A 16,168-nucleotide genomic window follows, 5' to 3' on the forward strand; every position below is an offset into this window, starting at 1 on the left:
GCAGATTTTGCACATTGGCCTTCACACAATAACTCTTTGCAGCTGATAACGGACTGCACATGGACGTCCAGCTCGGCACGTTCGCGCCAGTGGCAACGCGCCAATCAGGCATTTGTATGCAAAACGCTGGCTGGGCGCTCTATGCGCCCTGGCCCCTCCTGCCCCCCTTGACGGTTATCAAATCCCGTGAGCCATCAGTAGCCTGGACGGGGTGCTGGCATTTCAGTAGCCTCCATCAAGCCGTCCACGCCTTCAGTTGCTTGGGGCGTCCACGGACTAGCCACCGTCTCTTTGGAGGTCAGGATGCCATTTGCCGCAATTCGTGGTGGTACTGCTCTATCGGATGAAACCGAGCTTGAGGCATATCTCGCCTCGCTACTAAGACTAGAAAACGTCGGCCTACTTCTAGGCGCAGGCGCCTCAGTAGCTGCTGGCGGTCACACGATGATCGCCCTTTGGACTGACTTCATCGGAACGTCGCCTGAAGAAGCTGCATGGATGGTTGAGTATGGATTCATCGCCGAGAATGCAACCTCGCTTCCTAGACCCACCACACCCAACTTCGAACACCTAATAGATAGCATCGAAATCGCCCTCTCCGACTGGACTAGGCAGATGGGCATGTTCGGAGATAATCCAATTGAGTACGAGCCAGCCGAGCAAGAATTGGAGAACAAACTCAGCCGCCTCAAAAGCGTTAAAGCAGCGCTTTTCAGATCGGTCGTCAACGCGGCCTTGCTCCGTCGAGAGTGGTGGCTCTCCCCTAGTGGGGTTGAGTCACACGACGAAGGTCTCGCAAGCCAGCGGACAATTCTCCAGAAGCTAGTTTCAGCTCGCCAACCGGGTCAATCGTCCCCCTGGGTTTTCACTACAAATTACGACCTCGCTATCGAGTGGGCTGCTGAGTCCATTGATCTTCAGGTCTCAAATGGCTTCCTAGGTACGCACACCCGTCGCTTCTCTCCGCAGAGCTTCGACCTTGGCTTCCGGAATACACAAGCGAGGGGCGAAGCTAGATTCGGTGTTTACAACATTTATCTCGCTAAATTGCACGGATCACTCACCTGGAAGGAAGAGAGTGGCCAGGTATTCGAGGTGTCTGCGCATCTCGCCCATCAACGTATTGAAACATTCATGGGCGAGCGAGACGGCTCTGGCCTCGGCCTGATGGTGATGCCACGAGCAGCAAAATACATGGACACCATCGGCTACGTTTTGGGTGAGCTTTTCCGCCGATTTGCAGAGTTCATGTCTAAACCGCAAAGCTGCTTGATCTTGTGCGGCTATGGGTTCGGAGATGAGCACATAAATCGATTGATTCGGTCCGCTCTCCTAAACCCTACGCTCCAATTGGTCATCTACTCATCGGGTTTCAATGGTGATCCAACAGATGTGAATCTGCCTACGGCCCTACGGAAACTGCTTTCACTGAAGAACCCTCGCATAACTGTGGTGGGCGGTGGTAGTGCTTTCGCGTATATCGACTCCTTGGCGCGCCACCTACCTGATCCTCTGATCTACGACGAGGACATGCGTAAATTAGAGAAAGCCCTAAGGGACGAACGAGAGGTTCAAGAACGGGAAGTTGCGCAGGGTGGGCGGCTATGAGAGGACGCCTACCTGTTGGCTATGTGGTCCGGATTGAGGGCTCAGATGTCACACTCAACTTGCTCGACATGCACCGTGGACAGTTAGCGTCACATGCTCAAGGCGTATCGTCTGTGACAGAGGTCGGTAGCCTACTGGTGCTGGATGCGGGTAGTCGTGCTTTGGTGATGAAGGTTGTCTCCCTTAGCTTTGATGAGCCTCGTGAGGCGCATCGGTTGGGGATAGGGTCCAGCACTCATCAGACCGAACCGCTGCGCAATATTTCAGGGGCCGTCGTTGGGCGGCTGTCCAGGGAGCAAGGCAAAGCGCGCTTCACAAGCGACTCACTCGCAACCCCTCCGCTCGGTGCTGAAGCCTTCCCTCTTAGTAACGAGGAATTGGCAGCAATCCTGTGCTGTGATGATCAGGACGACATTCCTCTCAAGTTAGGTGATGACTTACGTGGCGGCGGAAGCTTGAATGTTGGCCTCAAAAATCTGATTTCCAGGCATGTCGCAGTACTAGGTAGCTCTGGCCAGGGTAAGAGCTGCTTTACAGCAGCCGTACTCCAGCAAATAGTGAACCTGCCCAGCGCACGGATCGTTGTTTTTGACATAAACGGAGAGTACGAAGCTGCGCTTAACCTTCCTGAGCTTCCAGAAGGTGCCGTGAAATGTACAACCATCGGTGGGCCAGGAGAGGACACCTTCAAGATTCCGTACTACGCACTCGGACGGCACGGACTCAACCGGCTGCTGATTCCCAGCGAAAAAACACAGCGGCCAGCGCTAACCTTCGCTCTGGAACACCTCCACCAAGTGAGATGGTTCTCCCAACCTAGAGGGGCTGGGCTAGGGAACGACGCACAGCCCTTCCTTTTCGACGACTGCCGCCAAGGAGGAGCCGCTGAAGCCGATAGTCGGATTCAGCAGATCCGCAGTGGTCGAGCTGAAGCCGCTCGGGTGTGGCCTCATATGGCCGCTCTCGCCTCACTCGTAGCTGAAAGCCATGGGATACAACCGTCAAGGAATGGAGCCGAGAGAAACGCCTTTAGTTACTCGAACGTTTCCCCACTGATTACTAGGATCAACCGATTCGCTGAAGACCCTATGTTCCGTGCTGTTGTGGACGTCGAGGGCGGTGAAGGATCGGGAACCGCGCTTGATTGGGCGCAGGAAGCCACCAATTTGGTCGAACAGATTTTTGGTAATCAGGATGTCCCTTGGCGGGTGCACATCATCAACCTTCGGCATTTATCACATGACCTGACTCCCTTTGTTCTGGGGTCACTGTTGGAGCTTTATGCATACGAGCTTTTCCGCAGAGGACAGGAAAACAAAATTCCAACCCTGCTCGTTCTGGAGGAAGCTCACCATTACTTGCGTCCCATCGGTTCTGGTGACGATGCCGGTGAAAACTCACTTGCTTATGAACGACTGGCCAAAGAAGGCAGGAAGTTCGGCCTAGCGCTCTGGCTGAGTACGCAGAGACCCTCAGAGATATCCCCCACCGTCCTTTCGCAATGCAACAACTGGATTTCCTTCAGACTGACCTCTGAAAAGGACCTCGCAGCCATCCAGTCAGCCAGTGAATGGGCTGATCGACGAGAAATCCGTCGTATCGCAGGTCTACCGCGGCAAACGGCAATTGCCTTTGGGGGAAGCATCGCAATGCCGACACTGATACGTGCTGCTGATGCGTCTCCGACTCCACACTCTGGTGATGCTGACTTCAGTGGCTGGGCAACCAGAAGGCCTGATGCGCAGCCTCCACAGCCAGCAGCGCCACCTCCACCTCCACCGGCTCCGGCTCCAGCGCCGCCACCACTGCCATGGAATCCACCACCAGCACCTGCATTTGACGATGATGTGCCCTTCTAGGGTGAACACCATTCCCAACAACAAGATGATCATTGTGTTTTTTGGAGGAAGGCTTGCTCGGATCACAATTTCCAACCCCCCACACATCCCCAGCAGATTTTGAGCGCCAAGTCCGTGCAATGCTCGATGCGATGGGGCATCAGGTACTTGAATATCGCTCAGAGCACCAAGAGGTAGTTCAAGGTTTAGATGGGGAGTACGAGATTGATGTCACGGTCCGATTCTCGGCATTCGGAATGGATTTCTTGGTCCTAGTCGAATGTAAGCATCACAAAAATCGAATTAAGCGCGATGTGTTACAGGTCTTGCAGAGCCGGGTGGCCTCTGTAGGCGCACAAAAAGGCATCGTGTTTTCTACTGCTGGATTTCAATCTGGTGCAATTGAATATGCGAAAGCACACGGCCTCGGGACCGTTCAGGTTGTGGATGGTCGTAGCATCTACCTAACGCGATCCTTTCAGGCTGAGCCAGTGGAGCCTCAACCATTTGTGGATGATCCGGTGCTGGCTGGGTGGTTGACGGATGGGAAGCACTTTTCACTTGTATCTGCGGACTACGGGGATGGGCTCGCAGAGTTCATTTTTGGCCAGCATTAGACGCAACTACCATGGGGTTAGAGTCGCAAGGCGTTTTGATATCGGGGAGCCCACGAGCTGCGCCCTACCCATAGGTGTGTGGGGCAAACACCACTTCATATCTGACTGCTGGGAACCACGGACCCAGTGACCGATGGTGTGGCTGATCGGCGACAGGTGGCTCATCCGGAAGCATGCTTCCGGTAGCCAATCGAATGGATACTTCCTGTTCGGTTGAACGCGCAAGGTGTCGAATGCTTGGTTTTGGACACGCAAAAAATGGAGCACAACCTGGCTTTCGGCACAGCCTTTAGGCGCCTGCGTCTCATAAAGGAGATGACTCAGGAGGACTTTTCGTCTGTCGTTAGCGAGCGGTACATCCGCATGCTTGAAAAGGGCCAATACTCGCCTTCACTCTCAAACCTTATAGAGTTGGCTAAGGTGTTAGACATTGGTGCCGTATCACTGGTGGATTTGGTCGAAGCGGAGGCTGAAGGAACAGAGGCAGCGGTGGTTGCTAGGCAAGTTTTAGTCGAGCTGATGGAGCTTGTTCAGACGCACGGCTCCTCGTGATTCGTCTAACCAGCGGTGGGCAACATAGCTGCTCAGAGGAGCGTCGAAGCGAATCGCCGTTTCTCGCCATCACATTCTGTGGGATTGGGTTCACGGCCCCTGCGATCTAAGGCGTAAACTAAGCAAGCGCCAGGCTTTCCTACTAGTTATCACTGAACTAGCGATTTAAGTGAAACGCTGGAAGCGCCATTGCGTTCATTCCTCCAAATGGCAAACACAGATCTGCTCTCCTCAAACTCACCCCCGTCCCTCAGCTGCCAAGGCAGCAATCGCGCTACATCACCCTAGATTTTTCATCGATATTCGAGCAAATAAATAGTCCTCAATTTTCGATTGTTCAATCTTCCAAATAATTGAAAATTCGGATCATTCGAATGTTTTTGTCAATCACATTTACAAAAACCTAACTTAGGCCACTTTTTGTCAATCACATAAACTATTTCGCCCAAAGTGCAGATAGGCGCAGTAAGAGGGGGGTTGCCCCCATAAATATCAGTGGATACGATGAGCCTCTCCCATCCCTAGAATTTCAACTAAGCAGCTAACGCAAGCTGACGAACCCGGCTGGCTTTGTTTAGCGCAATTCTGTTGATCTTCTCTTTATATCTGAAGAATTCAAGTGTGAAAAATTTTGTACTGGTTAAGGCTCCCCTTACAAATGAAGCAGACTATCTATTACTCCACCTAGACCCAGACCTACCTGATGATAAACGGGAATTCAAACCCTTTTTCCACTACGCCGTGACCTTGAAACGTAGAGGTTATGCACCCGCAACGAACAAGTTGTATTGTGAGCACGTAGGTCGTTTCATTGATTTTGTATACGAAGCTTCGAAAACTAATTTCCCTGCCGATGTCGAAGTTACGATTGCAAGCATAATTTATAGTTATGAAGCATATTTACTTTTTGGAAAAGATGCCACTAACCCGATAGCTCGCAAACTCGCTGAAAGCTTGAACAAAGAAAAACCCACAAGCCAAAAATCCCTTTCGGAAACGATTGAGGCATCAATCAGCTTGTTTTACACGGTTTCGGCAGCAAGGAATGAATTCGAACCCGATCATTTATTCAGCCCCTTTTATACTTGCCGCGTCGAGTACCGAACTCAATATGAGGTTTCCGCTAGAAAAGCCAAATCCTGGCTTGCTGCGGTCATTCGTGACTCTTTCAAATCTGTAATGCCAAAAAAGAAGAAGAACACCCTATTCCCTCAAGCAAAGCGGAGGAATAGAAAGAATGACAAGGCAGCATTCAAAACAATTGCATACCCTATCGAAAAATCCGTCGACCTAGTGAGACAAGTAAAGCCACGTATGTCCAAGACATTCTACAGGGACATGACTCTTTATTCTTTTCTCGCTGCTACTGGTGCTCGTACAAGCGAAGCACTTCAGATCAGGATGCCTGACATCGATAGTGATGAATTCAGAATTTTCCTGCGAGATCCATTTGCGAGGAATACCCCTGGACTCACAGAGGATGAATACGGGCTCCTTAAATGGAAAGGCCGTGAAACGGAGCTGACCTTCATGACTGAGCCTTTCGCTAGCATATTCTGGGAGAACCTTGAGAAGTATCTAAACCTCGAATACAACTTCAGCGTAGGTCACGACTTCTTATTTCAGAATTCGGACGGCAGGCCTCTCTTTACAAGTGATAGAAGCAGCAGAAACAAAACCTTTAAAAAGTACGCTCAGAAAGCAGGATTGCTGGACATCACTAACATCAGCCTGCACTCGCTCAGGCATATGTACGGAACTTACACGCTGAACTACATGCCAGTTCCAGCCCAGAGCGCCCCTGGACTGCCGATGACATATGTGAAGATACTAATGGGCCATGCGAGCATCTCTTCAACAATGAAATATGCCAAACATGACACAGACATTATCGAAGCCTACATACAGCATGCCAATCAGCATGTAACAAAGCGTGGTGAAAATTCCTTTATGAGTATCCGCGAGGAGTTCCACATTCGACAGTTAGAAGCATTGCGGGGAGAAATTAAACGAATCAAAGGAGCCGAAAATGATTAATTTAACCAGGGACATTCTCATCACTCAGGCCGGAGAGCAATTGGAGAGATCGATAAAAATAGCAATAACCAAGGCCAAAGACTGTACCTGCAAAGAGCTTTTCAATACTAGCTATATAGCTCCAAGTAAGGTTACTAGCTCGAATCGAAACGAATATCACACCGCTTCGATTGTACGCCTCTTTGAGAACCACCTAGACCCCGCAAACGCGCCAACTTACAATGAGGAATGGGTGCAGAACGCCTATTTATGCACCCAAAAAACACCTAATTTTAATGTTGCTAAAGCCGTTGTCGTGAAAACCTCACATGACTGGCTTAACAAGACTTCTCTTGAGAAACTGAACAGGGTGTGCTTGCTGATTTTTCACTTTCTTTGGCAAGAGAGAGCGGTCCTATTACCGGTTGATATGAAGAAGCCGATTATAGGAGATCCTAGAAAGACTTCGAATTTCTTCGAGCTTGCCGCCGCTTATTACTCGGAAGTTCTGGCGTTGGTCCGGCAACCATTTCTGGATCATGTTTCGTACAAAGACATTCCGAATATAACTACTGTAATGCATCCTAACGCTGTCAGCAATTTTGATTGGTATGCGTGGCGAATGATCCGGTGCACAGACTGGCATCGGATCGAAGATATCGATCCTGCTGAGATCTCTGCCCTGACAACACATATTGCTTTAGCCAGGAAAAGCAAGGTGGACTGGCCTCAATACCCAATGGCTCCAGCCGCATTCTGGGGCTACGTCCAACGCCTGTATCCTGAGCGCTGCCAAACGGTTGACGTTGAGGCCCCGATTAAAAATGCTATCCAAGCTAATAGGAGGGCTCTTATTTCTGGCGAATTTGCATATCCTGCAAAATACAAGGACGTGGTTGAGGTATGGCTGAAGCTTCAGGACAAATTTGTAGGAATTTTGAAGTCCCGTAGAATTAAAACATTCGACTCTTATGCCAAGAGCTTTTCCCCTCTCAACACTTATCTTTTCAGCGACTTCCCAATCTCCACAGGCTTACTCCCACCCTTACCAAAAGACTTCAATCGAAGACACATTGAAGGAGATGGTTTCAAAGGCTTTATCTCATACATAAACCAAGGAAGGTCAAAGCCAACAGTTAAGGGTTTACTTTACAAGATCAGTGCCTTATTTGATTATCTTGCCGCAAACTCCAACATCGACAATAACCTGACCGGTTTTGTAAACCCAATAAGCCCCATTGACTTCCCTATCGTTAAGAAAAATTCAAGCTCTACTAAGCCTGCATTTTCATCGGAGCACTTCCCGTACCTTCTACAGTACTGTTACGCAGTAGAATCCTTTGGCAGCTATATTTTCGAAAAAGTTTTGGAGGATCAAGTCAACCTCTATGACGAGCGCTATAGATCGGACATTGACACCAAAAACTGGATTGACGCACATAAAATTATGCAGACTAGCAAATTTGGCTACGTGCCGATTGTATTTTATCGCAATCCGCTTTTTGATGTTTCCCAGCCAAAATCAGAAAAAAACAACCTGGTAAGCTATGAGGCACTACACCTTTTACCAAGCTTTCTCTTTCCCCTCGCCGAATTTAAGAACAAACTTCTTCACTATCCTCAACTTATTTACATACGGCATAACCTGGTTGCTCTTGAAACGGGGATAAGGAGCATCCATATTCGTTGGCTTGACAAAAGAACCTATGATAAAAACATTGACCGCTCTATACCGTTACCAACTATTTGCAAACTGCACGTTAACACGGACAAGGTCAACGATGCTTGGGATTCCACTGTTTCGAAAAACGTCATTGAAGTTCTAGATCGCCATAAGAACATGAACTCTTTGATCAATGACCCGCTGATGAATACTGAGGTCTGGTACGACTACCATGAAGAAAGTCCATTTGGAAAAATTATCAGCATTTTTGCCAAAGGAGGTACTCCTGGAGTGCTTGGAGCGCAGTCTTACGCCAAATACTTCAAGAAATTAATTTACGCTTTTGACCTGTTTTGTCGATTTCAACTAGGAATTCTCTCAACCAATAGGATGCCACAGGCGATATGTGAACTTGAGTCAATCGATGACCCTCATGATTATTTGAAAGCGCTTAAGCTCACAAGTGAAGCCACCACAATGATTGAGCATACGCCCCATTCTTGCAGGGTATCCGTGGTGTCAGAATACATCAGGGTATTACCCCCGCATATAATTGGGACCTTTATCACTGGCCATGCCACACAAGAGCATGTTGTGTATTACGCAAAACTTGATCCTGCCTACCTGAAGAGCGCCGAAAAACATCAGAAAAATAGCGTTGAGAACGCTTGGCTCATAGACCGACCGGCAATGTCTTCAATCAAAGCTGAAGACGTTGCATCAAAGCTGCAACAAGCATTTCAACGAGATCCTGTAAAATCTCTAATTGATTTCGGCGCCATATCTTTTGAACGCGAATCCAACGACGAATTGTTGTCAGGGATTAAAATGGCCAAACAGCGCCCCATTGACTCCCTGGCCTGTATGCCAACCCACATCTGCCCATTTGGGAATCAATGCCCAGCAGACATTATCAAAGATCTTGGTGCTGTGCCTGGATCGAGGATGCCCTGCGGCGGTTGTTATTACTCAATCAAGACTGTCGATCACCTTCCCAGAATTCATGGACACATTCGTGTTCTAACTGACGAGTGCAATGAGTTGGAGGCCCACATCGCAGAAGCCAAAAGGAATAATGCATCGCATGAGAGCCTGTTGCCGAAAGCCAATCATAGAAAATACATAGCTTCGGAAATAATCTCATGGAGTGTTACCGCTCACTGCCTTGAGCAAATGTATAGCGAGATAAAAACACGATCTAGCTTTTTGGTAGAAAAGCCTGAGATTGTCTCAGAGCATCTGGAGCGTTTAGAGCTGAACAACTGCACCCTATCTAATCTTCTCGCACGCACTGCCGAAGCAAAATCACATGCCGAATATTTCACCCCGCAACTGAAACACCAGATTATGGTTGCGCGAAACAAACTTCTAGCGTTTACCGGAGATTTCAATCGGATGCTGCAAGAGACACCGACCGGATTTACGCTAATCGACGAATTTAGAGGATTGATTCGATCTACCTGTGAAGTCCTCGGTCTCTCACTGCATGATTTGAGTAAAGAAATGAGTAGGCCCATGACTCTCGAACGCCCGAATGCGGTTCTGAAACTGATAGCTAGCCCTGGGACTGTCCCGGCATGACCAAAGGAGCTAAACCCGGACAGAACCGTTTTGCGGGTGCCCAACAGCGCCAGCAGGAGTTCAGGGCTAATCGAATCAAAGAAGACGTCATTCCAAGGCTCAATGCTGTCGCAGGGAAAGCTTCATTTGACGGACCAACACCTTTCTCTAGGTTCTGTGCCGAGCTTTACAACGATGGCCTACCTGTGAACGAAAAGAAGATAGGCTACAGAACCATCGTACAAAGCACAGAGTATTGGGGCCTGCTCAAGCCTATCTATTACAAGCACTGGGGTCCATCCAGCGACACGGAAGCCAAGAAGGACAAGATGATTGCTAAGCTGGCGGTCCAGCGAGCTGACCTGCTACAGGCCGAGCTAGAGAAGGTCAAGAAGGATAATGATGCGCTTCGTTCAGCGCTCCGCAGTCATGGTGCCTCGCCTACGCCGCAACCGGTAATAAAGGAGATCGATCCAGGCTACATGGCCAAATTCGACAAGACTTGCCGGTCACTCAAGCTGGTACTTGATGCAAGTGATGGCATGTTTGCCGTTGACATTGAGTCCAAAAAAATCAGCTGCACCTTTAATGATCTTGAGCCATCAGAAGGACTCGTACCTACTGAGCTTATCGAGCCATTTGTCCTTTGGATTAAACGAAGGCAGACCAGCGACCTCTGATCCAACGGATCGACCACCTGCGGCGGCTCTTTGCATTGGCTTGGAAGCCGCTGAGATTTCTCTGCTCATCCAGGTTCATCGCCAACTGCCTTCTAATGCGGCTCACGCTCTCAACCATTCACTTTCATCCATCACCTCTTGGCGAGCCAAGCAATCAGCGACGGCTTGACCGGTGACTCTCACTTCCTGGCTGCGCTCAGTTGTCCATCAGACGACAGCGCTTGGTCCAGCGACATGTGCAGAGGGTCATGATGGGAAAGCACAGCACCAAACAGCACACTCCAAAGACCACATAGGTGTGGCCCTTATAGATCCAGCGTTTACAGCTTAGAGCTACTCGCGGAAGTGCCCTGTTTCATTGGCTCGCCCTCAAATCCGAGGTGTACAGGTACAACACCGGTGGAGGACTAGTGCACCACATAAGGGTTCGAGTCCGTGTGGGCCCACCACCTCCAAAGCCGCGCATTGCGCGGCTTTTCCGTAACTGCCGGCCAATACGTTCAATATGCCCGCCATGCCTATGGCTACCTCTGTAGCTACGCACAAATCGAGCGGGCTTTTATGCTGCTTTCGTTTTCTGACCCTTGCAGCAACACGATGGTCCGAGCCCATCCCAGGTAGCGGAGAGCTGAGTGACCGGCATTATCAGCTCACGATATGAGCCGAATAGCCTCACTAATCGGCTCACGGTCCATTTCGCGCATGTGATCTTTTCTGAATATGGCAGCATCCAGAGGCCGAAGATGAGTTCCACCCGCCGGCCCATCGCGCACGCTAGCCTGCACTGACGAGAACCGCCTCACTCCTCAGGATACCCCCAAGGGTACGCATCGCCCGCTCGCTCTCCTCATCCCACTGATACCCATAATTCAGCCGCACGCAGTTCACAAAACGTTGCGAGGCCGAGAAGATTGGCCCTGGCGCGAGGGAGATGCCTTGAGCGTGGGCCAGGCGGAAGAGTTTCAGGGAGTCCACATGTTCGGGGAGTTCGAACCAGAGGTAGTACCCACCTGCCGGTGGGCTGACCCAGGTCTCAGCCGGGAAATACTGCGCCGCGGCGGCGAGCATTTGGGTCTGCTGAGCTTTTAACGTCTGCCGCAGCTTCCGAAGGTGCCGGTCATAGCCGCCGTGTTGCAGGTAATCGGCAATCGCCATCTGCGCGGGGACCGATGCGGAGATTGTCGTCATCAACCGCAAACGGTTAACGCGTTCGGTGAAGCGTCCCGCCGCGGTCCAGCCAACGCGATACCCCGGCGCCAGTGATTTCGAGAACGAGCTGCAATGCATGACCCAGCCTTCCCGGTCGAAATGCTTCACCGGTCGCGGCGGCTGCGCGTCAAAGTAGAGCTCCGCGTAAACATCATCCTCGATGAGCGGAACCTGATGCCGAGTGATCAGCTCGCATAGCGCGCGCTTTTTATCCTCGTCCAGGCTAGCGCCGACCGGATTTTGCAGATGGGGCATGAACCAGCATGCCTTGATCGGCAGCGTTTCGAGTCGGTCCGCGAGCACCTCAAGATCGAGGCCGTCACGTGGATGGACCGGAATCTCCACCGCCTTGAGCTTCAGCCGTTCCAACGCCTGGAGCGTTGCGTAAAACGCAGGCGCTTCGATCGCCACGAGATCGCCAGGCTGGGTCACGCACTTTAGGCAAAGGCTCAGCGCCTCCATTGCGCCATTGGTAACCACCAATTCCTCAGGCGCCAGGGCCACGCCATTCACGCCGTAGCGCAAGGCAATTTGTCTGATCAGGTCGGGATCGCCTGCCGTGAGCTTCGCGACCAGCGACGACCCGGACATGGCCTGCACAGCATGGCTCATCGAGCGTCCCAACCGCGCCAACGGAAACAGGTCCGGGCAGGGGAATGCAGCACCGAAAGGCACAGTGTTCGGATCACGCAGCGCACTCAGTACCGAAAACACCAGGTCGCTGACATCCACCTCGGCCGCCAGCGATTGCGATGCAACGGTCTGCCGCTCATGCAACGGTACTCGAAGCTGTTGCCGCACGTAGTACCCCGACCGCGCCCGTGCGCTGATCAGGCCTCGATCCTCCAGTAGGTAGTACGCCTGAAACACGGTAGAAGGGCTGACGCCGTAGGACTGACTCGCGCGGCGCACCGACGGGACTTTCTCGCCCGGGGACAGCGTCCCTGCGCGTATCAACCCAGCGATTTCGTCAGCCAACTGCTCGTAACGCTTCACGATCGCCGCCCCTTGCTGAGCTGTCCAGGCCACTATCGTATCGCCCAAGACCCTACTAAATATAGGGATGAGGCAATCCGTCGCAGCCGCCAAAGCCGCAGGAATAGCGGCATCGCTCTGATACGGTTTTTTCCGTCGCAACTGATGCTGTATCGAATATCGCGCTGCCACTAACGTCCGCGCCCAACGGGTCAAGAGTCGGCTCGGCAGGAAGACACAGGCCATATGGCGCTAATTAAAGGCCACAGCCGGTGTCACTTCGCGCAGCCAAGCCTCGAGCAGGCGACAACGCGCACCTTGCCGACCAAACGACTCGCGCTCCAGCCGGCCATGCGTGCAGATCCGGCATTCGCTCTTCAGTCCATGCCGGGATGAACCGACAACGACGCCTATGTAAGGCGCCTCCGAAAACCTGCCGAATATTGAATTTGAGCTCGCTGTAGGGCGGGTGTAACCCGCGTGGCCGTACCTAAAGCCGCGGGTTGCACCCGCCCTACAAGAACCTCCTCAAATTTGAAACTCATAAAGAGTTATCGCGGTTTTCAAGGGTGCCCTGCTCGGGCCGCCGCTCCAAGCGCGCACTACGAACGCGCCGTCGAACCTCATCCCCGCCCTCCGGCACTGAGCGAAGCCTCGAAATAAACGAGGAATACCGAGGCCTGCCTCGGCTATGGAGTTCACGATGTTCGGAAAGCTCACACTCGATGCGATCCCGCTGCACGAGCCGATCCTGGTCGTCACCATGATCGTCGTCGCACTCGGCGCCATTGCACTGGTCGCTGGAATCACCTGGTTCGGTAAATGGAAATACCTGTGGGACGAATGGCTGACGACCGTCGACCACAAGAAGATCGGCATCATGTACATCCTCGTCGGCCTGATCATGCTCGTGCGTGGCTACGCCGACGCCATCATGATGCGCACCCAATTGGCCGTCGCGAACGGCGGCTCCGAAGGCTACCTTCCGCCGCATCACTACGATCAGATCTTCACCGCCCACGGCGTGATCATGATCTTCTTCGTGGCGACGCCCATCATCGTCGGCCTGATCAACATCGTGACGCCCTTGCAGATCGGCGCTCGCGACGTGGCGTTCCCGCTCCTCAACTCGTTCAGCTTCTGGGTCTTCGTTGGCGGCGTGATCCTCACTAACCTGTCGTTGTTCGTGGGCGAATTCGCCATGACCGGCTGGGTCGCCTACCCGCCCCTATCGGGCGTCGAGTACAGCCCTGGCGTCGGCGTGGACTATTACATCTGGGCCTTGCAGCTCTCCGGGATCGGCACGCTGCTCACGGGCATCAACTTCATCGTGACCATCATCAAGATGCGCGCGCCTGGCATGACCATGTTCCGCATGCCGGTCTTCACCTGGACGGTCTTCTGCGCCAGCGTGATCATCGCCACCGTCTTCCCCATCCTGACCGTCACGCTGGCGATGCTATCGCTGGATCGCTACCTTGACTTCCACCTCTTCACCAGCACCCTCGGCGGCTCACCGATGATGTACGTGAACCTGATCTGGGCGTGGGGCCACCCGGAGGTCTACATCCTTATCCTGCCCGCCTTCGGGATCTTCTCCGAAGTCACCGCCACCTTCGCGCGCAAGAAACTGTTCGGCTATCACTCGATGGTCTGGGCGACGATCGCCATCACCGTCCTCTCCGTCGCCGTCTGGCTGCACCACTTCTTCGCGATGGGCTCCGGCGCGAGCGTGAACACCTTCTTCGGGATCGCCACGATGGTCATCGCCATCCCGACTGGCGTGAAGATCTTCACCTGGCTGTTCACCATGTACCGCGGTCGCCTGCAATTCACCACGCCTATCCTGTGGACGCTCGGCTTCCTGGTGACCTTCTCCATTGGCGGCATGACCGGCGTACTGCTTGCCGTTCCCGGCGCCGACTTCCTGCTGCACAACAGCCTGTTCCTCGTCGCCCACTTCCATAACACCATCATTGGCGGCGCGGTGTTCGGCTACCTTGCTGGCATCAGCTACTGGTTCCCCAAGGCGTTTGGTTTCAAGCTGCATGAAGGCTGGGGCAAAGCGTCGTTCTGGTGCTGGATCAGTGGCTTCTATCTGGCCTTCATGCCGCTGTACATCCTCGGCTTCATGGGCATGACACGCCGCCTGAACACCGTCTCCAATCCAGAGTGGGTGCCCTATCTGCAGATCGCTGTTGTCGGCGCCGTGCTCATCGGTCTCGGGGTCGTCTGTACGCTCATCCAGTTCGGCGTCAGCATCTGGAGGCGCGAGGAATACCGCGACCGCACCGGCGACGTTTGGGACGCCCGTACCCTCGAATGGGCAACCGCCTCGCCACCGCCGTTCTACAACTTCGCCGTCATCCCACGCGTCAACGATCTCGACGCCTTCCACGCCATGAAACAGGACGGACTCGCACCGCCACCGGCGACCTACGCGCCCATCCACATGCCGCGGAACACCTCGATTGGCCTGATCGCCGCGCTGTTCATGACGATCCTGTGCTTTGGCCTGATCTGGCACATCTGGTGGTTGGTCGGCGCCTCATTCATCGCTACCGTCGCCTGTTTCATCGTGCGCAGCTACAACGAAGACGTGGACTACTACGTTCAGCCCGATGAAGTCGCGCGCATCGAAGCGGCGCACCAGGCGCAACTGACCCGCTGACCGCACCACGGCCCGAAGGCTGCGATACGCCTTCGGGTCCAACAGCGCGCGCCGTCTCCCAGCGTGAAACGGGCACGGCGCGATCCCAAAGCCTCCCCATCAACGGGAGAACCGCACATGGAAATTCTCTTCTTCGTCGTCGCGAGCTGCCAACTCCTGCTGGCCGCCATGACCTACCGCATGGGCCTGCCGCGCTTCGCCTTCGCCATCGCGGCAGGCGCTGCCTTCGGCTACGTCCTCTTCTATTCAGGCCAAACCGGATTGGGCTTTGTCGGGCTTTTCACCGGGCTCGGTTTTTTGCTTTGGAGCTATTCGATTCTCAGGCACGAGGAACAGATGGGACTCTAAATATCGTGAATACCGTAGGGCGGACCAGCACAGCGTAATCCGCCGTTTCCTACCCAATCGATACACCATTCTGTCGCCTCAATTCTCGCTAGTCCGTCAAATCACGCTGCATGTCGTCTTCCGCTAGGCTCACGAGCTCTGAACGTTCCTACGTGCTTAAAGCCTGGCGCTCGCAGCGCGCCCCCCACAACCCCAAAACACCGTCTCCCACACCACGCACGACACCGCCCGATCACTAGGCGACACGGCTTGTCGTCTAGTGGCATTACGATTTCATTGCGCCGCCCTGTTTATTGACGAGCGTTCATCACGCTGCTTTTAGAGGCCTATTGGCTAAAGAAGCACGTGAGGTCGCCGATGACCTCTATCGATGGAGCCAGGGGCGCGCGAGTTGAACATTGCACTTTCCCTTTGATCAGGAATATCGACAT

Annotated in this window: 10 protein-coding genes; 9 read left to right on the plus strand and 1 reads right to left on the minus strand. The window is 52.9% G+C overall.

Features of this window, described 5'->3' with window-relative positions; all coding sequences use genetic code 11:
* Positions 1-303: 303 nt before the first annotated feature.
* The 7 genes from IEY47_RS15075 to IEY47_RS15105 all read left to right on the plus strand — a co-directional run bounded on the left by IEY47_RS15075 (position 304) and on the right by IEY47_RS15105 (position 10,534).
* The gene (locus tag IEY47_RS15075; protein WP_188984115.1) at positions 304-1,608 is read left to right on the plus strand and encodes an SIR2 family anti-phage-associated protein; all 1,305 of its coding nucleotides are present in this window, start codon (positions 304-306) and stop codon (positions 1,606-1,608) included.
* Positions 1,605-3,467 carry an anti-phage-associated helicase HerA gene (herA, locus tag IEY47_RS15080; protein ID WP_188984117.1) on the plus strand — a complete coding sequence of 621 codons (1,863 nt, stop codon included), beginning with the start codon at positions 1,605-1,607 and terminating at the stop codon, positions 3,465-3,467. The genes IEY47_RS15075 and herA overlap by 4 nt, the downstream gene beginning before the upstream one ends.
* Positions 3,468-3,520: 53 nt before the next feature.
* Entirely contained in the window at positions 3,521-4,063 is a 543-nt protein-coding gene (locus tag IEY47_RS15085) for a restriction endonuclease (protein ID WP_188984119.1), read from the plus strand.
* Positions 4,064-4,321: 258 nt separating this feature from the next.
* Positions 4,322-4,615, plus strand: a complete 294-nt coding sequence (locus IEY47_RS15090) for a helix-turn-helix transcriptional regulator (RefSeq protein WP_188984121.1) — start codon at positions 4,322-4,324, stop codon at positions 4,613-4,615.
* 621 nt (positions 4,616-5,236) lie between these two features.
* Positions 5,237-6,652 carry a tyrosine-type recombinase/integrase gene (locus IEY47_RS15095; protein WP_188984123.1) on the plus strand — a complete coding sequence of 472 codons (1,416 nt, stop codon included), beginning with the start codon at positions 5,237-5,239 and terminating at the stop codon, positions 6,650-6,652.
* Entirely contained in the window at positions 6,645-9,875 is a 3,231-nt protein-coding gene (locus IEY47_RS15100; protein ID WP_188984125.1) for a hypothetical protein, read from the plus strand. Before IEY47_RS15095 ends, IEY47_RS15100 begins: the two co-directional genes overlap by 8 nt.
* The gene (locus IEY47_RS15105) at positions 9,872-10,534 is read left to right on the plus strand and encodes a hypothetical protein (RefSeq protein WP_188984127.1); all 663 of its coding nucleotides are present in this window, start codon (positions 9,872-9,874) and stop codon (positions 10,532-10,534) included. The genes IEY47_RS15100 and IEY47_RS15105 overlap by 4 nt, the downstream gene beginning before the upstream one ends.
* Before the next feature lie 774 nt (positions 10,535-11,308).
* Here IEY47_RS15105 and mapR read toward each other — a convergent pair.
* Complete coding sequence (gene mapR, locus IEY47_RS15110) at positions 11,309-12,739, minus strand: GntR family transcriptional regulator MpaR (RefSeq protein WP_188984129.1); 1,431 nt, start codon at positions 12,737-12,739, stop codon at positions 11,309-11,311.
* A gap of 682 nt (positions 12,740-13,421) precedes the next feature.
* Here mapR and cyoB point away from each other — a divergent pair.
* On the plus strand, positions 13,422-15,389 hold the full coding sequence (gene cyoB / locus IEY47_RS15115) for a cytochrome o ubiquinol oxidase subunit I (protein WP_188984131.1): 1,968 nt from the start codon (positions 13,422-13,424) through the stop codon (positions 15,387-15,389).
* Between the two features lie 117 nt (positions 15,390-15,506).
* Entirely contained in the window at positions 15,507-15,737 is a 231-nt protein-coding gene (locus IEY47_RS15120) for a hypothetical protein (protein ID WP_188984133.1), read from the plus strand.
* Positions 15,738-16,168: the final 431 nt, after the last annotated feature.

Source organism: Pseudomonas matsuisoli (assembly GCF_014647635.1).
Classification (GTDB): domain Bacteria; phylum Pseudomonadota; class Gammaproteobacteria; order Pseudomonadales; family Pseudomonadaceae; genus Pseudomonas_P; species Pseudomonas_P matsuisoli.